At 50.3% G+C, this 19362-nt stretch carries 12 protein-coding genes; 7 read left to right on the plus strand and 5 right to left on the minus strand.

The features are described from left to right. Window positions 1-49 precede the first annotated feature (49 nt). From HPS55_RS03840 to HPS55_RS03850, 3 genes are all read right to left on the minus strand, one after another. Window positions 50-1345, minus strand: coding sequence for an acetylxylan esterase (locus HPS55_RS03840; RefSeq protein WP_172176397.1), 1296 nt, complete (start codon window positions 1343-1345; stop codon window positions 50-52). Window positions 1346-1412: 67 nt separating this feature from the next. Then, window positions 1413-2168 carry a hypothetical protein gene (locus HPS55_RS03845; RefSeq protein WP_172176395.1) on the minus strand — a complete coding sequence of 252 codons (756 nt, stop codon included), beginning with the start codon at window positions 2166-2168 and terminating at the stop codon, window positions 1413-1415. Window positions 2169-3396: 1228 nt separating this feature from the next. After that, window positions 3397-3819: a Fur family transcriptional regulator gene (locus HPS55_RS03850; RefSeq protein WP_172176393.1), complete on the minus strand. Its 423-nt coding sequence runs from the start codon at window positions 3817-3819 to the stop codon at window positions 3397-3399. Window positions 3820-4246: 427 nt separating this feature from the next. Between HPS55_RS03850 and HPS55_RS03855 the strand changes: the two genes are divergently transcribed. From HPS55_RS03855 to HPS55_RS03885, 7 genes are all read left to right on the plus strand, one after another. Then, on the plus strand, window positions 4247-4825 hold the full coding sequence (locus tag HPS55_RS03855) for a DUF3575 domain-containing protein (RefSeq protein ID WP_172176391.1): 579 nt from the start codon (window positions 4247-4249) through the stop codon (window positions 4823-4825). 74 nt (window positions 4826-4899) lie between these two features. Continuing rightward, window positions 4900-6324 carry a DUF3868 domain-containing protein gene (locus HPS55_RS03860; protein WP_172176389.1) on the plus strand — a complete coding sequence of 475 codons (1425 nt, stop codon included), beginning with the start codon at window positions 4900-4902 and terminating at the stop codon, window positions 6322-6324. Window positions 6325-6367: 43 nt separating this feature from the next. After that, window positions 6368-8119, plus strand: coding sequence for an Mfa1 family fimbria major subunit (locus HPS55_RS03865; RefSeq protein ID WP_172324697.1), 1752 nt, complete (start codon window positions 6368-6370; stop codon window positions 8117-8119). 65 nt (window positions 8120-8184) lie between these two features. Then, window positions 8185-9240: a FimB/Mfa2 family fimbrial subunit gene (locus HPS55_RS03870; protein WP_172176385.1), complete on the plus strand. Its 1056-nt coding sequence runs from the start codon at window positions 8185-8187 to the stop codon at window positions 9238-9240. Between the two features lie 4 nt (window positions 9241-9244). Beyond that, the gene (locus HPS55_RS03875; RefSeq protein WP_172176384.1) at window positions 9245-10528 is read left to right on the plus strand and encodes a hypothetical protein; all 1284 of its coding nucleotides are present in this window, start codon (window positions 9245-9247) and stop codon (window positions 10526-10528) included. Window positions 10529-10540: 12 nt separating this feature from the next. Continuing rightward, on the plus strand, window positions 10541-13810 hold the full coding sequence (locus HPS55_RS03880) for a hypothetical protein (RefSeq protein WP_172176382.1): 3270 nt from the start codon (window positions 10541-10543) through the stop codon (window positions 13808-13810). Window position 13811: 1 nt separating this feature from the next. After that, entirely contained in the window at window positions 13812-14780 is a 969-nt protein-coding gene (locus HPS55_RS03885) for a DUF5106 domain-containing protein (RefSeq protein ID WP_172176380.1), read from the plus strand. Window positions 14781-14991: 211 nt separating this feature from the next. On the opposite strand, the gene HPS55_RS03890 is transcribed toward HPS55_RS03885, so the two are convergent. Then, window positions 14992-15603 (minus strand): polysaccharide deacetylase family protein, encoded by a 612-nt coding sequence (locus HPS55_RS03890; RefSeq protein ID WP_172176378.1) that lies wholly within the window; start codon window positions 15601-15603, stop codon window positions 14992-14994. A 10-nt stretch (window positions 15604-15613) separates the two neighbouring features. After that, the gene (locus tag HPS55_RS03895) at window positions 15614-18991 is read right to left on the minus strand and encodes a protein O-mannosyl-transferase family (protein ID WP_172324699.1); all 3378 of its coding nucleotides are present in this window, start codon (window positions 18989-18991) and stop codon (window positions 15614-15616) included. Window positions 18992-19362: the final 371 nt, after the last annotated feature.

Here is a 19362-nt window from a genome sequence, read left to right on the forward strand (position 1 = left end):
CGTTTGAATTAAGGTCATGAAGCTAATCATAATTATCCATTCTCAACTCTCAATTACAAAAATGTTTCATCCACTCCACCGATTCGTCGTTCGTCTCCGTGAAGCGCCAGTGTCCGCTTGTGGGCGTAGTGGAGAGTGTTTTCGGAGCTGTGATTTCATTGTAAGCGGCAAATGTGGATGTGGGCGAGCAGGTTTCGTCGTTGTATCCGAAAGAATAGAATACGGGACATTTCAGACGGCGCGCGAAGTTCACCACATCGTAATACTGCATGGTCTCTTCAGCACCGTCGGCTTCGGCAGTCTTGTTGAAGTACTTCGGCCATCCGCCGGCACGTCCGTGTCGGAATCCCGTCAGGTCGCACAGGGCAGGGTAGAAAGGCGAGCAGAATGTCACTTTCGGATTGAGTGCAGCCGTGACAATGGACAATGCACCGCCTTGGCTGCCTCCCGTCACGCCAACGTTGCGGCCGTCCCATTCGGGCAGCGTACACAAAAAGTCAATGCAACGTGAACAGCCCGCGTACACCTCACGATAGTAAAAGGTTTCCTTGCTCCCTATTCCGCGGCGGTTGTATCCTTCGGCATTGCTCTTGGCTTCGGCATATGCCGCATCGTCGAGTTCCGGATTGCATCCGTTGTGAATGTTGATATTCAGATAGATAAAGCCATGCTCGCTGTAATAGGTGGTGGGTGAAATCTTCGATGCTCCCGCACCCGGAGGGCAGAACAGCACGGGGTGGCGGCGTCCGTCGCGCGGTTTGGTAAGATATCCGTACATGTGTCGTCCGTCGGGACCCACGTTGATTTTCACGAGTGCCACCTCCACCTTGTCGGTAGAATACTTCGGCAGCGGCGTAATCTCTGGATCGAGTGCCGTCTTCTCCGCCTTCTTCAGCGTCTTCTGCCAGAATCGGTCGAAATCGTCGGGCATTGTGGTAAACGGTTTGATGTCGTACGGACTGAATGCCACCTTCACCATGTCTTTCACTGTCTTGTCGTAAACAGTGAATTGCAGGTTGCACGCCTTGAACCCCGGTTCGGTGCGTGTGCCCACGGGTATCGTTGCCACTCCGGCCCTGAATGTAGTGGAGTCTTTGCGTTCGGCAGGGAACATCTCGTCGCCGGTGGTGTAGTGTACCTTTACTCCGTCCACGGGCACTCCGCCCTTATACGCCTCTATCTTCACGTTGGCCTGTTCGCCAGTATTGTAGTTGCGGTCGGCATGGTCGGTGGTTATGATATACTCGAGATATGTGCGTCGCGGTTTCGAGAACTGCGCCATCGCACTCATCGCCGTGCATGCGAAAGCCATAAAGAGAATGGCAGCTTTGATGTTATGCTTCATGATTGCCTTTGTCTGATTAGTATAAGTATTCTTCATTCCTCACTCTTAATTTTTCATTTTTCATTCTTCATTTAAAAATAAGTTCTTCGTGCATGCGGTTCATCTCGTCCGTCATTACGTCGATGTTGTGGCTTGTCTTGCACACGGCCATCACCAGCTCCTCGAAGCTCTCCATGTGGCTGCTGTCTATCGGAGCGTCGTGCAGCAGTGTGGTTACAGCGTCGAGTACCAGACGGAACAGCGTACCTTGATGCAGCTTCACCTCAGTCTTTCCGCTTTGTCTCAGTCCTTGGGCGTAGGCCGTCATCACCGTGCGCACGGCCATGCCGATGGCAGCGTCGCTGTCGGTATGCCGGTCCTGTTCATTGGCATTGTTTCCGCCATCTTTTTCACCGTTCCCGCTTTGTTTTTCTTCACCGTATTTGTCCTTTTCTTCAAAGAAACCGTGCAAGGTGGGATAGCGTCCTTCGAGCATTGTCAGCAGATTGCGGCAATACCCGTTCTTCATAGTTTCGAAGCACTCGTCGGTGCGGCACGCCTTTTTCACCAGTTCGAGCATGTCGACGTTGTCAGGGTCGATGCCTTTCAGCATTTCCGTCACCTCGTCGTAGGTGTAGTTGAGGCACGAGATGGGGTAGAACAGCGTGTCGTTGAACACCACCGAAATCTTCTCGTAGTTTTCCGTCATCACCTCTTTTATCTTCTTCGGCTGAATCAGTTCTTTGGCTGTGCTGTCCTGATAGTCAGTCAGTCCGCAATAAAGTGCGTCGAAAAATCCCCTTATCAGAGCCTGCAATATCCTGCTGTTGTCTATCTGTTGCATAATCGTTGCTATTTGAATCGGTAAATATGTCTTTTGATGTAGATAAGTATTGTCGTTTGTCTGATTTGTCGTAATAAAAAAATCTGCAACTGCGGTATGTTTTAGCCGCAGTTGCAAATTTAGCCATTAATTTCCGGTCGTGCAAATTAAATTGAAGGTAGTTGTTGTTTTATATAATATAAGGAGTTACAGGTTTGTCTGTCATATAGATAAGCTGGTCAACAAAATTAGACTACATAATCACTCGGATATAGGATGGATGCGCTTTGGATGGATGCGCCTTGAAAAGGCAACGAGCACATAGCCCGGGGCAGAGCGAAGCGGAACCCCGGGAACAACACGATTGTATACACTCGCCCTGAAAGGGCAAAAGCGTTAATTATCAGGTATTTACAGTTTATGTGTTGTATGTTTTTTATGCTTTTGCCCTTGCAGGGCGCGGAGTGTCGATGTTTGATTCCCGGGGTGCCGCTGCGCTCTGCCCCGGGCTATGTGCTCGTTGCCTTTTCAAGGCGCATCCATCCAAGGCGCATCCATCCTATATCCGAGTGATTATGTAGTTTTATTCTGTTGACCAACTTATTAAAATACAGAATATGACATTGTTGCAATTGAGTAATTTCGTATTTTAACGACTTCGCTCATATAACGTTCTCAGAAACTTATCGGTATCTAAGATTCGTAAAAAAACATGACAAAACACTTTCTCGTTCGTCACAAAATCGCGTTTTGCAGGCAATGGCCCGAAAAACGCGATTTTTTGGCTAAAATAGGATGTGCTGACAGTCAGGCACTTACGCTGATTATACCGTAAAGTAGGCGTGTAAGAAAAGCAGAGAGGCCCTCGCGAGGTTGCAACGGCGGCCTCCCGGCATTGCAACGAGGCCGCCGCGGCGAGACAATAACGCCGTAATGGGAGTCCCGGGAGGCCCTTACGGCAAGAACGGGGCACCCGAAATGTGTGTCAAGAAAGCAGAGAAGGCCCCGCGGCTTTTCCAGAATGGAAGAAAAAAAGTGCGGAAAATTAAGAAAATAATGGACAGACCCCTATAATCCCCCAAAGGGGGATATTGAGCGCACAGGATATAACAATGTCACGCAAGTAGTTGGGACAAAACGCGCTTTGTTGGGAAAGAACGCGCCCTGGAAGGCTCGTTTTGTTCCAACAAGGCGCGTTCATCTTATGTCCGGACAATAATGTGGTTTTATTCTGTTGGCTGACTTATCGTTATCTCTTGTCGACACACTCCGGGCATACACCCTTTACCATATAGTTGGCTGTGGTGGGGCGGTAGCCGTCGGGCAGAGGCACGGGCGGCACCGGCACATTGTCTATGCAGAACGTGCGGCGGCACTGCTCGCAGTAGAAGTGGACGTGGATATCGCTGTCGGTGTCGTGGTCGTGGCACATGCACAGTTCGTAGCGCACGCCGTCACATCCGTTGTCTATGACATGCAGCAACCTGTGCTCGCGGAACGTGGTCAGTGCACGGAATATGCTCGACTTGTCAACAGTGACCATGCTGCTGTCCAGTTCGGACAGAGACATAGGGCGTCCTGCTGCAACAAGAGCCTTGATTATCAGAATACGGTTGGCCGTAGGCCGCACACCATGTTTTTCCAAAAACTGTGTATATACATTTTCGTTCATTATAATGCAAAAATAACAATCATTGGCTGAATGGCAAAATAAAAACAGTTATTTTATGCCAAAAACAAATGCCGGGCGTTCATTTTTATGTGTGTTTTCTTGCCACGACATAGTTGAAACAAGTTTCACTCTGCTCATTTGATTTGGCGAAAATGTAGATATTTTTCTTTGCATTGTCTGAAATTTTCCTATAGGACAAAATAAATTGTATCATATTCTGTAGTGTTTGTATTCCCACTTGGCTTCATATGATATATAATATGCTATTTTGTGATTTAAATATTAAATTTATATAAATACCCGTGTTTTAAGTTAATAAAGGGTAATTTTTCGGGGGGTAAATTTGATAATCTTTTTTTCTTAATTTGCATTTCTACCGGTAAAAAAGTGGTATACCGTATTTATGGATTATAAGATTAGCTAACATATGAGACGTGTAATTGTTTTGATTTTTCTTTTGCAGACGGCTGTGGCACTTGAGGCTCAGAAAGTGGCATTAAAGACGAATGTTCTTTCTGACGGATTGATGAATATCAATGCCGGTGTTGAGGTGGGACTGTCTCCCCGCCTGACATTGGATGTCATTGGCGAGTTCAATGCCTGGAGCCTGTCGCACGACCGACGCTGGAAGCATTGGTCGGTGCAGCCCGGTGTGCGCTACTGGCTGTGCGACCGCTTCTCGGGACATTTCGTCGGTGCACATCTGCATGGCGGACAATTCAATATAGGTGGGATAAAGAACGGTATCTCTTTTCTTGGCACCGATTTCTCGAAGTTGTCAGATGCACGTTTCCAGGGATGGTTTGTCGGAGGGGGCGTGTCGTACGGATATGCCTGGATTCTTGACAAACACTGGAATATTGAGGCCGAACTGGGGCTCGGCTATTCCTTCACACGCTACGACCGTTTCAAGTGTGCCGGTTGCGGCAGAAAGGTGGAGGCAGACAAGTCGCACCACTATGTCGGTCCGACGAAGGCGGCCGTGAACATAGTGTATATGTTTTGAATAGTATATCTGCTTTTTACAGAAAGGGTAAAAACCTGCAACATCATTTTTTTTGAGATTAAGGATATTTGGATATGGGAAAGACGATAATAGCATTGACGATTCTGATTGCCGGATGGATGCAACCGTTGAGGGCACAGCACAAGGAAGTGGGCGTGGCTGACGCCGCTTTCGAGCGAAACGGCAGCAACATCGAAGTGGACTTCGATATAGACCTGTCGCGCCTGGACCTCAAGAGCACCGGTGCCGTGCTGCTCACTCCGCGCATGGTCAATGGCAACGACTCTGTAGACCTGCCGTCGGTGGGCATCTACGGACGTCGCCGCTACTACCATTATGTGCGCAACGGCGAGAGCATGCTCACAGGCAAGGACGAGACCGTGCTGCGCACGGCCGACTGTCCTGACACTTTCGCCTACAGCGCCGCCGTGCCCTACGGCGAATGGATGTCGGGAGCACGGCTCAAGCTGGCCTGCTATGAATACGGTTGCTGCAACTCGATACTCGACGAGTGGATGTTGGGGCTGGGCGGATATGTGGAGTATGTGCCGAAGATGCTCTATGTGACCCCTGTGGCACAGGGGGTGAAGACCGACTCCATCACCGGCACGGCATACGTGATATTCGAGGTGGACAAGACTGTGCTGAAGCCCGAGATAATGGACAACCGCACGGAGATAGGCAAAATCAACGCGAGCATAGACACCGTGCGAAGCGACAAGGACATAACCATACTCAACGTAGACCTGAAGGGATTCGCATCGCCCGAGAGTCCGTACAGTCACAACGCCGATCTGGCTAAGGGACGTGTGCAGGCGCTGAAGACCCATCTGCAGCGGCTGCACCATTTTGACGAAGGCGTGGTGCGCACCGGCTACGAGCCGGAGAACTGGGAGGGGCTGCGGCGTTTTGTGGAGCGGTCCAATCTGGAGCACCGCAGCGAGATACTGGCCATGATAGACAGCGGCATGGAGCCCGACGCCAAGGAGGCAGCCATAAAGCGGGCCTATCCCGACGAATACAAGTTTCTGTTGGACAACTGCTACCCGTCGCTTCGCCGTACCGACTATTGCATAAGGTATGTGGTGCGCAACTTCACCGACATCTACGACATAGAGCGCATCATGCGCACGCAGCCGCAGAAGCTGAGCCTCAACGAACTGTATCTGCTGGCCAACAGCCATGAGCCGGGCAGCGACGAGTTCTGCGATGTGTTTGACGTGGCCGTGAAGATGTATCCCCACGATGCCGTGGCCAATCTCAATGCAGCCAATGCCGCCATGCAGCGCGGAGATTATGTGTCGTCACAGCGCTATCTCGACAAGGCGGGCAACTCGCCGGAGGCCGCATATGCACGTGGAGTGCATGCCTACCTGACCAAGGACTACGAGCGTGCGCGGGCATTGCTTGAGGAGGCGCGCAAAGGCGGCATAGCCGAGGCCGAGACCGTGATCGCCGAGACGGAGAAGCGGATGAAGAAGCTGGCCGCAAAGAAATGACAGAGAACAAACATAGTATTAATCAATAAACAGTATTGTAATTATGAAGAATTTAAAATTTTTATTTGGAGCCTTTTGTGCAGTGGGCATGATGGCTTCTTGCTCGAGCAGCGACGACGTTGTCGGGGGAGAAACGACCCCCGACGGTATCGCTAACGGACAGAATCTCTATCTTTCGGTGAGTGTGATGTCGGCAAACGAAGGCACACGTGCCACAGAGGTAGGCGACCCTGTTGACGACGATGGCAACAAGGCCGATTATGAAAAAGGCACCGGAAAGGAAAACGATGTTACCAACGCTTATTTCTATTTTTACAATGCGGATGGTTCTGCAGCCAATGTCGTAAAGCAGGGCGACACTTATGTCAATTATTATAATTCGCCCACCACTGCAGAAAAAGAAGACGGTATGCCAAACGTGGAGATGTTGTTGGATGTTACGGTCGTTATCAACACAGAAAAGGGTGATTTGATTCCTGACAAGATCGTGGCTGTACTTAATGCAGACAAGGCATTGACAAAACAGGACGGCACAGGCATGTCGCTTAGTGAGCTGTCGGAAATTGTTAACGATTATAGTTTTGACAGGAATGATAATAAATTCGTAATGAGCAGCAGTGTTTACTCTTCCAGTGGCAACGGTAGTGGAGTGAAGAAGATGGAGGTAGACAACATACAGTCTTTTTTCAAAACTTCGGATACAGAAGCAAAGAAAACACCGGTGGATATCTATGTTGAGCGTGTACTTGCAAAGGTGAGTGTAGGCGCACAGATGACAGTCGGAGCGGATGATATAACTGTTGATAATGAGACATTGTATTATACCGGTCAGACCACAGACAAATCGGCTGATGAGGATAAGCGTGTATATGTGAAATTCTTGGGATGGAACATTGCCACGGAGACGGAAAAGTCTTATTTGTTCAAGAACATCGATCCGAAATGGACAGACAAGCAACTTGGCATCACCAACTGGACATGGCCCGACTACTTCCGTTCGTTCAGGGCCATGAATCCTGCTGGCATGACATATATAAACCGCAATTATAACGATGCGCTGATGTTTAAAGTAGGTGGGGTGGACCAGAAAGGCGATATGGTGTATAATGAGGATAAAGACATCAACTATACATACGTTCAAGAGAATGCGTCTAAGAACACTACTGATGGAACTGTTGCGGCACCTGAAAAACCGACAAAGATACTTGTAGCATCACAGCTGGTCGACAAAACCGGAAAACCGATTGAGATTGCAGAGTGGAGGGGTATACGCTCTGACGTGAATGGAGTGTTGATTACCATGGCAAATTTCTCCGGTGTGTATTATCAGAAAGATGAGAATACGAGAGCGCTGATCACTCCTGAAATGATTCGATTTGCCGACGACGCTTCATATGCTGTTCTTGTCGACGATGCAGAAAGCAATACGTTCTATCTTTCAAGAGACGCTGCTGAAACAGCCGATATTGAGGCCGTTAACAAACAGCTTAAGGAGTTGGGCAATGCAAAGGTGTGGAAAGATGGAAAGACCTACTACTACACAGACATACGTCACCTCGGAAAGATAACACAAGATGGTAAGGGCCAAGATGTTCCCAGTGTGGGTGCATACGGTGTGGTGCGCAACCACTCTTATCAGGTGGTGATAAACAGTGTTACCGGCTTGGGCACTCCTGTGTATAATCCGGATGATGTTATCGATCCTGAGCAGCCCAAAGACGAGGAGTCTTATCTTGCCGCCCGCATCAAGGTTCTTTCATGGCGTGTGGTGAAGAGCACAGTAGATCTGAAATAATAAGAGATTTGACTGAGTGCTTTGACTGAGTTTTGATATTCAAACGATCAATTTCATAAAACAAGATGAAGAAGTCATCATATATCGGCATGTTTCGGACAGTAGCGTCTGTGATAGTGGCATTGGTGTCGGCTTTGGTCGTGTCGTCGTGCAACGGCATGATTTACGACGATCAGGGAGACTGTTCGGCGAAGTATCGCCTGATGTTCCGTTACGATTACAACATGAAATTTGCCGACGCCTTTGCCCACGAAGTGAAGTCGGTGGCGGTATATGCCTTCGACGTCGACGGCAACATGGTGTGGCATGGAACCGACCGCGGCGAGCGCCTCGCTGCGGACGGCTATGCCCTCGACCTGCCTCTGCCGGCGGGCGACTATCGTATTGTGGCATGGTGCGGGCTTGATGACGGAGAGTCGTTCACCGTGGGCGTCAGATCGCGTTCGGACCTGACGGACATGGTGTGCACCCTCAACACCGAGGCCGGCGCCGGGGGCACGGCATATTGTGATGACGATCTTCATCCCTTGTTTTATGGAAGCATCGACGTGACGCTGCCGACAATGGAGGACGGCGGCGAATATACATGTACCGTGCCGCTGGTCAAGGACACCAATGTGTTCCGCATCGTGTTGCAGCAGATGTCGGGCGACGGCCTCGACAGCAACGACTTCGAATTTTCCATCGAGGGAGCAGGCAATGCCCGGCTCGATTCGGAAAACGGCCTGATGGAGGGCGGCGATGTGACGTACGGGGCATGGAGCAAGTACAGCGGTGAGGCGGGAGTGACCGACGAAGACGGCACCGTCGTTACAGGTGTGAGCGCCGTGGTGGCCGAGCTGACAGTGGGGCGCCTGATGATGCTCGACTGGAAAGGCGACCGCAACCGCCCCGTGCTGACAGTGAGAAAGAAGGACGGCAGCAAGGTGCTGTCGATACCGGTGATAGACTATGCACTGCTTGTGAAAGGCAAATACAACAGGGAGATGAGCAATCAGGAGTATCTCGACCGCCAGGACGAGTACAACATGACGTTCTTCCTCGATGCCGACCACAAGTGGCTGAGCGCGTCTGTGATAATCAATTCGTGGAGAGTAGTGCTCGATAATGTGGATTTGTAGATAAATGCTGTATATTAAGTCCGACGTTCTGCTCTTTCTTGCCTTGTTGGCGGGACTGATGCCGGTGCTTGTGTCTTGTGACGCAGGCAGCGATGTCGTTGTGCGGAACGATTCGGATGCCGGCATGATCGTTACAATGCATCTCTGTACGGGAGACATCATGGGGAGTACACGTGCCCCCGAATTGTCGAACGACGACAACAGCGTGGAGGAAAACCGTATAGATATAGAAGGGAATGACTATTGTATACTGATATTCAGACGACAGACAACAGCCGACGGCACTGAAGGAATGGTGTTTCAGGAACGTTTCGTGCCGTTGTCGGTGCAGACTATTGAAGGGAGTAAGGAACGGCTTTATGCGTTGCAGGGAGTGGTCTCGGTGGCATCCGGACTAAAGACCGGTACTGTGGCGCAGGAGAATATGGCTATCATGGTGCTTGCCAACTGGCGCAGCTTCGGATGTGAATACGACGACATCTTGACGGTGAGTGGCGTGACCACCATCGACGATGTGGTCGGGCAGGCACGCAACAAGCCTTTCAGGTTGCCGACGGACAAGTCGCCGGCGAAGGAGACATTGCAGACGTGGCAACCTTATGTAAGCGGACACAAGGGAATACCGATGTGTGGCGTGAAAGAATTTGAAATGACGAGTGCCGCAGTCCGGGCCGGCGGGGAGATAAGCATCGACGAGCCCGTCATGCTGTTGAGGGCAGTGGCGAAAATCGAGATAATAGACAATCTGTACGAAGGCAAAAGAGACGGTGTTTGCGGTGTGAAGGTGGCGGCGGTGTCGCGCTACAACAAGACGGGCACGCTGATATGCGACATGAAGAGAAATCCGGAATGGCATGTGGAGGAAGTACAGGTGACGACACCGACGCTGCCGTTGCCGCAGGATGAAATGGAGCAGGGCAGCGACCTCGGGATGCTGCCGGCGGGCAACGACGGAGAGGGCCGGCCTGTGTATGCCGCGTATGTGCCGGAATTTGACATGAGAGGGCTGGAACCGGGAGACGTGTTGCGGCCGGCAATAAAGCTCCAGATAAGGAAGCCCGGACGTGACACCGAATTGTTGGGGTATATCGTAGACATTGCCGACTATGGCGGCGGGACTACTCCCACTGTCATGGACAACGACCCCAACTACAGCTATCTGCTACGCAATCATATATACCGTTTTGAACTTGTCGGATCGCCGGACAATCCGGAACGGAGGCTTGTCATAAACTATACTGTGTGCCCGTGGGATGTGCGCACGGCAGGGGATATAAGATTTGAATAACACCAAGATGATATGAGACTGTTGAAGAGTATTTACACACATATATATACGCTGACTTGCCTGATGGCCGTATTTGCGTCGGGCATGCTATGCTCGTGCAGTGAAGACGACAACACCGAGCTTGACTTTACGGTGGCCGGAGCACCGGCAAGGATCGGTGTGAATGTTGTGGTGCCGGAGATGCAGGTGCGTACACGCGCGAAGCTGCCCGACGACCATGCCAACCGCGTGGAATCGCTGTGGCTGCGGGTGTACAGTGCCACTACCGGCGAGGCCACGAGCGATGCCAAGGTGCTTGATGTCAGTCACACCGACAGCCACACTGACCACGTGATAACGCTCGATACAAAGTCGGGACCGAGCTATATCGCGGCAGTGGCCAACATAGACAATACCAGTTCGGCACGTAGATATACTGTGGCGGCAGACGGTAGGGTGACTTATGAGGAAGGAGTGTTGAGGACTTTTCTTGAAGAGGCCGATACATGGGACGAGTTTTGCGCCATATCGGTGCTGGCACCTGTGGTGGACGGTGTTACGAGTGTGTCGATGCCGCTCGATTTGCTTCCCATGTGCGGTGTGTATTATGAGAACAACCTGAATCATGGCCTGGTGGATTGGGAGGACAGCAAAAATGCGCAGCCTGTGTACATTCCGACAACAGGCAAAGGAGAATACACTCTGAAAGGCTCTATACACCTCAGAAGACTTGTCTCGCATGTCACATTCAATCTTATTCCGGAGAATGGCGTGGCTATTGTGCCGCAGAGCTATAGCTTGAAGAATGTTCCGAAGGAGAGCTGGGTATATGAGCGTTCGGGAAAGGACGACGGTAACGTAGCCGATGAGCTGAACTGTCGCAATGTGGCCGGGATGACAGTGACGGCACAAGACCGTACTGGCAATGCTTTGGCCTATACGAAACCGTTCGGCACGGCATATATTGAGAAGGGAGAGACCGAAGGTACATATGCTTTCGACTTCTATCAGATGGAAAACAAGCACGACGGATTGGCCGATGTGCGTACATACAACGACCGCGAGGCGGAATACAAGGATGTCACTGCCGGTGACGGGACAGCGGGAGTGAATATGGGCATATACAAAAGTCTGTGTGCCACGGACGAATGGGACCTAAACAACACGGCGACATTCGTGGAGATAAGATGCCAGGTGACACCTGGAAATATAAAAGACAGGGATCCGGAAGACACGGCTCACGGTGATGAAACTTTCGGAAATGCCGTGTTTACAGTGCATCTGGGTTACTGCGAAGGTGACAGCGAGGAGCGTAAGGCACGTGACTTCAAGTGTCGTCGCAATACGGATTATACATACAATGTACACATAGCCGGTGCAAACTCCATATACGTGGAGGCTTTCAGCAACTCTCTGACGGACGAAGCCGTGCCGGGCATGGAGGGCACCGTTACGCGCATCACCGGAGATACCTATGACCTTGACGCTCACTATGGGGTGTTCAATGTATGTCTGTCTAATGCGGAACGTACGGGAAACGACAAGGAGATAGGCAATGGTTTCGGCTTTATTATACAGGCGTATGAAAACGGCACTCTTTATGATATAAACGAGAACAACTATCTTGATTTTGACTCTATATACTACAAATGGATTGAGTTTATCCCCACAACAGGGCAGGACGTGCTTGCCAAATATGACCCGGGAAAGGTTATAAGGATTTACGAGATGATCGAGTTGAAAAAGCATCCGCATCCTGATGACAAAAAAGTCGATCCGACCGACAACACCGACAGATGGTATACCGTACATGTGAACGAAAATGTGTATGAGAAGGGACCGGATGAAACCGGCAATCGTTGGAAAGGATATGTCAACCAGCCGTCACGCTATTGTTGGATAAAGGTTAACCGCCGCATCTCTCCTGATAAGGAGAGCCTGTATGTGGTGTCGAAATACTCTTTCTCGCAGAAGTCCATACAGACATATTATAATGTGGATATGAGCGAGACGATAGGTGCCATGGGGGTGGAGCACCGTAATGAGAGCAGAGGGCTCAATCTGAGAGCCGTTTCGCTGCATGTTGAGTCAGAGTCCAACGGAAGGAACAACTATTGGATGTATGTAAATTGGGGCGGAGTAATTGACCGTACTTGGGACAAGGTGCTCAACGCTACGCAGGTGCAGACGATAGGGGCGGTGAATACCCAGGGAGTAAACTATCCGGCATATACCGTGCCAAGTAAGAGTGATAATGTGCTAACGGTGCCGATGTTGCGTACCACAGTGACACGAGCCGAGGTAAACAGCAATGCCGGTATGACCGCCATCGGCTTCAGTACTGACTACGAGCCGCAACCGGGTGGACTTACCCGTGTAACCGACCTCAACCAGTTTATGGAGGCGGCCAATGCCTGCACAAACCGCAACCGCGACAACAACGGTAACGGGAGAATAGATGCGGAGGAAGTGAGGTGGTATGTACCTACGATGGGTAAGTATCTGCGTATCATTCTCGGTCGTAACTCGCTTACCACACCCCTCATGGACTATAAGGGGGTGGGAGACAAACTGTATTATCCTCGGGGTAATCCGGTCAATGGACATGGCGACAAAGGGAAAAACACACGGTTCAAGGCTTATTCGAGCGACCGTAAGGTGCTGTGGGCCATGGAAGGACTTTCGGTAAGCAATTTTAGCCAGAACTGGACTGTAGGGTTTTGGGAGGTGCGCTGTGTGCGTAATCTCGGTACAAACTTGAGTTCGGTGATGGTGGGTACCGATAAGAATAACGACGGAACTACGCCGGCATTTGTGCATGACAGTAAAAATAACATAGTGTCACTTGAATACTACGATGTGCGGTCGGTGCGTCCTTACCGCGACACACCGTTGCCTATACATGATATATACAACCAGCAATATAACATGTGTGCCAGAAAGTTTGAGTATTCGGGAACGGATAAGGTGCAGAAAATAAGTTACGGCAGCAGTACCTCCGGGCTTATAGATGCCATCAACAAGAATCCTTGCAGCAGTCTTAACAGCGGGCGTAATCCTTATCGTGGACACACCAATTGGCGTGTGCCCAATCAGAAGGAGATGTCGATAATGCGCAATCTGGGATTGGTAACGTCTTCCGGGTCGATGCTGTCGTGTACACGTGAATATTTTGATATCTATGGAATAGCCCGGGGAACGGGCGACAGGCGTTTTCTTGTAGCTTCATCGGGACACACCTATGCTTTGACCGCTTCAAACGGAGACGCTCTTTATGTACGTTGTGTGCGTGATGTCGAATAGCATGAATATGATCAATCATAAGATACAGACGGCGCGGTTGATATGGATTATAGCCGTGGCGTTGTTGTTTGCCGCTTGCGGCAGAAAGGCAGCGGGCGGGGTGTCCGATGCCGGTGGGCAGATTGTTTTGGACGGTAACGGCGGCGAGCTTCCCATGCCGGCCATACCGTCGGCACTCAACAGTCCGGACGAACGCTCGTCTTATGTGGCAGAGCATTTTTGGGACGCCATGGATTTCAGCGACACGTTGCGCAGCCATGACAGCGAGTTCCTGGAGCGCAACTTCTCCAACTTCGTATACTTGTTGCCGTATGCCCCTGCTTCTTCAGCGGAAAAGGCCGTGGCTGTGCTCATGAAGAGGGCGGAAGCGGACAAGACTGTCTTTCTGATGCTTGCCGGACTGGCGGAGAAGTATCTTTCGGAACCGGATTCTCCTATGCGTAATGAGGACTTGTTCATGTTTTTTCTGAATAGTCAGATTGAAGCCGGAGTGTTGGACGAAAGTGAGAAGATACGTGCCCGCATCCAGCTTGATACGGCGAAAAAGAACCGTCCGGGCATGGCAGCGGCCGACTTCGCATATGTTGACCGTGATGGTGTGAGCCGCACGCTTCATGGGACAAAATCGACGGGTAATATATTGTTGGTGTTCTACGATCCGGAATGTGAACATTGCAGTGAAATCACCGCTTCTTTGGCTGCTGACGAAATGCTGGCGGAATTGCAGGAGAAAGGACTTCTGACTGTGCTTGCCATCGACACGGAGAGCGACGGTGATGTGTGGGAACGCACCAAACGCGACATGCCACACCGTTGGATTGTGGGCCACGACGACAATAACGTCATAACCGAAAGTGCGCTTTACGATTTGCCTGCAATGCCGGTTCTGTATCTTCTTGATGCAGACAAGACTGTCATATTGAAAGATGTGGCGCCTGATGCCATACTAAGGGAACTGGCAAGGTTGTGATAATTGATAATTGAGAATTTAGAATTGAGAATTATGATTTGCTTTTTTAGTTGATACTGTTATGAACAACTTATCACCAACTAATGGTAATCATAATTCTCAATTCTAAATTCTCAATTATGAATAACTTATCACCAACTAATGGTAATCATAATTATCAATTCTAAATTCTAAATTCTCAATTGATTTCTGACTGTGGCACAGACAATCTTCATTCGAATGTCTTGAAACTGTATCCCTGTTCTTTCAGCCATTTGATAGACTCAGGCAATGCGTAGTGCAACTTGTCGATGCTTTTCAATGAGTCGTGAAACGTGATGATTGAGCCGTTGCGGGCATATCGTCTTACGTTGGCGAGAACTCCTTCTGCTGTCATCCATTTGGAATAGTCGCGGGTGACGAGGTCCCACATGACGATGCGGTATTTGCGTCCGAGCCAGATATACTGGTCAAGGCGCATCCATCCGTGTGGCGGACGGAACAGATCGGTGTGCAACAGTTTGTCGGCCTGTTCCGCATCGGCATTGTATGTCTTCACCGTATGTCTGAAACCACCCATGTGGTGGAAGGTATGGTTACCTATACGGTGACCTTCCTCCACTACACGGCGATATAGTTCCGGATATTTTCTCACGTTGTCGCCAACCATGAAGAATGTGGCATGAATGCCGAACTCGGCAAGGGTGTCGAGGATGAACGGTGTGGCCTCCGGTATGGGGCCGTCGTCAAAAGTCAGGTATACCGACTTTTCGTGCTTGTCCATCCTCCATGTTGCCCTCGGATATAACCAACGCAACCACATTGCCGGCTGTTCTATTATCATAGCGTCTGTATTATTCTCCGAACGATCCGCCCTTGGCGTGATATGCGTTGATTAAAGACTCGAGTTCGGTCATCTTCTTCTCGCCCCAAGCCTTGTCGTTGGCAGAACCGAGCATGGCTGCGTTCTGCAGGACATGGAAATGGAGCATACATTCACGTTGTGAGCCGGCAAAGCGTATGCCATCGAGACTGAGATACCAGTTGAGGTATTGCTCGGAGCGTTTCCACAGCTGCTTGACTATTTCCATGGCTTTTGCCTTGTCGCCGATGGCTGAGTATACGCGGGCCTCGTCGAGCGAACCCGATTCAAAGTCTATGGGAACATTATAGCTCGGCACGTTCTTGTCGACGTAGGCCAGCACTTCGGCGGCTTTCCCGTTCTGTCCCTCGTTGGCCAGTTGTATGGCCAGCTGTACAAACACACGGCGGTGGGTATAGCACATGCGCATCACGGTCTCGTCGAGATAGATGCCTTCCTTGTCGATGCCTCCGAATTTGAAGCGCTTCATCAGATTGTCGTATGTGCGCTTGGTGTCGAAGTTCTTGGCTCCGGGAGCGTTTGTCGTAAAGGGCGATATGCGCCATGCCAGTCCTTCCTGTATGAAGTTGTCACCGAGATTCATGTAATTGCTCGGACCGACGGTCAGCGCCACGTATACCGGACGTGTCCAGTTGCTTTGGGCAATGATTTCGAGCATCATCAGGTCGCCTTTGTAGAGTGCGCGTTTGCCTTCGAGCGATATTGTCATCTGGTCGGGGATAGAGTCGGCGGCCATCATCATGCCGCTCTTCTTCACGGCTTCCTTGTCTATTGTCATGTAAACCGTGTCGGTAGGGATGACGTGTCCGTTGCCATTGGTGAGCTGGTTGATTATTTCACGTTGTGTCTCGTTCACATCACCGCGAACCCAATACTTTAATATGTTTTTGAGCTCGAAAGGATTTTCACCGAAGAGTTTTGCTGCCTCTTCAGGATATTCCTTATAGATATTCTTTATTTCTTCTTTCAGCGACGGATTTACCTGCACATAGTCGTTTGTTCCGGCACAGTATTCCAAACGGCTCCATGATATGGGCACGGAAGGAGAATCGTAAGCCGGGCGGCGCATCTGGTCGATATACCAGTCGGTTTGCAGATAGCTCAGGTTGCAGACACGGGCATCGGTGCGCACTCCCTCCACGTCTTGGTTGTACCATAGCGGGAATGTGTCGTTGTCGCCGTTGGTGAATATAATCGGATTGCCTTCCTGTTGGAGAGACATGAGATAGTTCTGTCCGAAATCGCGGCAGGTATAGCGTCCGCTGCGGTCATGGTCGTCCCATGTCTGCGACGCCATTTGTATGGGCACGAGCAGACACACGGCACCCACCGTCGCTGCTATTGAGGCTTCATGGCCTTTCATCTTGCGACAGATTTCGTCGATGATTGCTGCCACGCCCATTCCGCACCATATTGCAAAAGCATAGAACGAACCTGCGTAGGCATAGTCGCGTTCGCGGGGCTGCATCGGTGTCTGGTTGAGGTAGATGACGATGGCAAGGCCGGTCATGAAGAACAGGAAGAACACTACCCAGAACTGGCGTATGCCGTTCGGTCCCTTGCGCAGTGACTGCCAGAAGAGCCCGATAAGGCCGAGCAACAGCGGCAGACAGTAGAATACGTTGTGTCCCTTGTTGTCTTTCAAGTCGTCAGGCAGCTTGCTTTGGTCTCCCAGGCGCCAGTTGTCAAACCATGAGAAGCCTGTTATCCAGTTGCCATGCTCCAGTTCGCCGTTGCCCTGAATGTCGTTCTGACGGCCGGCGAAGTTCCACATGAAATAGCGCCAGTACATGAAGTTGCACTGGTATGACAGGAAGAAGCGCAGGTTCTCCATCTGCGACGGCACCTTCACCATAATCATTTCACCGCAGCGGTCGTAAGGGACATTTGTCCCCTTTACGCCTCCCATCCAGCTCTCGTATGCGTTCCGGTGTTGGTCGTTGTCACTGTACATACGTGGGAAGAACATGTTCTGTGCATATTCGTATTCGTCGTTGGTACGCACTACGAAGTATGAGTCTTTCTCGTTTTCCGATGCTTTTTCCTTGCGTTGGTATACAGGGGCGCCTTTTTTCACTGCGGGGCGGCAGTACTCGCCGTCTTTCTCCAGTTTCACCTGTGAGGTGTATGCCTTGCCGTAGAACAGTGGACGGCTGCCGTACTGCTCGCGGCTGAGATACTGTCCGAGGGTGAAGATGTCTTCCGGAGAGTTCTGGTCCATCGGCGGGTTGGCAGAGGAGCGTATCACTATAAGCGCGTAGCTCGAGTAGCCGATCATCAGCATCAGCATGCAGAGCAGCGAGGTGTTCTTCACGCGTGCGCTTATCATCAGACCTTTCTTCTTGCCGCGCATGTTGAGCACCATCCATAGCAGTGCCAGCACGATTACACCGATTATCACAGCCGGCCATCCGTGCCCATAGAACGGTATGCCAAGCATGCCCACGGAGAGCAGAAATGCGATGTTGCCGCGCTTCTCGTTGCGGTTGGTATAGGTTTCGCGGATGGCCCAGATGATACAGGCTATGAGCAGTATGATGTATATGATTTCACCGGTATTGAACGGACAACCGAGAGTGTTGACGAAGAATAGTTCAAACCATCCTCCCACCTGTACTATGCCCGGTACAACACCGTAGAGCACGGCTGCAAGAATGACCACCGATACGGCCAAAGCGCCTAATGAACCGCGCAGGTCGGCTTTAGGATTCTTGTGCGGGAAACGGCGGTAGTAGTATACCAATACCAATGCCGGAACACAAAGAAGGTTGAGCAGATGGACACCGATGGACAGGCCCGTCATGTACATGATGAGCACTAACCAGCGGTCGCTGTGGGGCTCGTCGGCATGGTCTTCCCATTTGAGCATCAGCCAAAACACAACAGCGGTGAACAGTGACGAATAGGCGTAGACTTCGCCCTCGACGGCGCTGAACCAGAATGTGTCGGTGAAAGTGTATATCAGTGCTCCCACGAGTCCGGAGGCTTCGATGGCTATCAGTTTGCCTGTGGTAAGCTCGCTCCAGTCTTTTACGAGCAGCCGGCGCGTGAGGTGTGATACTGTCCAAAACAGGAACATGATGGTAAGGGCCGAGAACAGTGCGCTCATCGTGTTCACCATGTATGCCACCTGCGACGGATCGCTCGCGAACTGTGAAAACAGATTGGCTGTAAGCATGAAGAACGGTGCTCCCGGCGGATGGCCCACTTCGAGCTTATAGCCCGTGGTGATAAACTCTGGACAGTCCCAAAAACTGGCTGTCGGTTCAATCGTGGAACAATAAACAAAGGCCGCTATAAGGAATGACAGCCAGCCGAGAATATTGTCCACTCGTCTAAATTGTTTCATTCTTAGAGTGTATGAATTAGTTTTTATTATTTATAGATTCTTATATTATATAATGTTTGCAAAGTTAATATAAATCGGTTTAGATACGGCGTATTTCATTATTTTTAACTTGAAAAGACTTTTAAGTATATGTCCGTCAGCTCATGGCAGAACTGAAACAAGTTTCGTTCTGCTCATCTGGCTTGACGAAAACGTTCGTTTAAATTGGACGGAATGTTGTTCTTGATTTTCTAATATGTTTATAATCAGATGTTTATATATATATTCTTCCTTGCTAAACATAGCGTCAACACCCTGTGGCAGATTTTTATTGTCGGTTGGATTTTATTGTTATTTTTGCGACAGAAACATTGTTTTTTGATATAAAGACG

The sequence above is a fragment of the Xylanibacter rodentium genome (assembly GCF_013166575.1).
GTDB classification, from domain to species: domain Bacteria; phylum Bacteroidota; class Bacteroidia; order Bacteroidales; family Bacteroidaceae; genus Prevotella; species Prevotella rodentium.

Bases quoted from the DNA above. Each gene is read 5' to 3' on its own strand.
- HPS55_RS03885 (WP_172176380.1), top strand. From the start codon at position 13,812: ATGAATATGATCAATCATAAGATACAGACGGCGCGGTTGATATGGATT.
- HPS55_RS03890 (WP_172176378.1), bottom strand. From the start codon at position 15,603: ATGATAATAGAACAGCCGGCAATGTGGTTGCGTTGGTTATATCCGAGG.
- HPS55_RS03840 (WP_172176397.1), bottom strand. From the start codon at position 1,345: ATGAAGCATAACATCAAAGCTGCCATTCTCTTTATGGCTTTCGCATGC.
- HPS55_RS03870 (WP_172176385.1), top strand. From the start codon at position 8,185: ATGAAGAAGTCATCATATATCGGCATGTTTCGGACAGTAGCGTCTGTG.
- HPS55_RS03850 (WP_172176393.1), bottom strand. From the start codon at position 3,819: ATGAACGAAAATGTATATACACAGTTTTTGGAAAAACATGGTGTGCGG.
- HPS55_RS03865 (WP_172324697.1), top strand. From the start codon at position 6,368: ATGAAGAATTTAAAATTTTTATTTGGAGCCTTTTGTGCAGTGGGCATG.
- HPS55_RS03845 (WP_172176395.1), bottom strand. From the start codon at position 2,168: ATGCAACAGATAGACAACAGCAGGATATTGCAGGCTCTGATAAGGGGA.
- HPS55_RS03880 (WP_172176382.1), top strand. From the start codon at position 10,541: ATGAGACTGTTGAAGAGTATTTACACACATATATATACGCTGACTTGC.
- HPS55_RS03895 (WP_172324699.1), bottom strand. From the start codon at position 18,991: ATGAAACAATTTAGACGAGTGGACAATATTCTCGGCTGGCTGTCATTC.
- HPS55_RS03855 (WP_172176391.1), top strand. From the start codon at position 4,247: ATGAGACGTGTAATTGTTTTGATTTTTCTTTTGCAGACGGCTGTGGCA.
- HPS55_RS03860 (WP_172176389.1), top strand. From the start codon at position 4,900: ATGGGAAAGACGATAATAGCATTGACGATTCTGATTGCCGGATGGATG.
- HPS55_RS03875 (WP_172176384.1), top strand. From the start codon at position 9,245: ATGCTGTATATTAAGTCCGACGTTCTGCTCTTTCTTGCCTTGTTGGCG.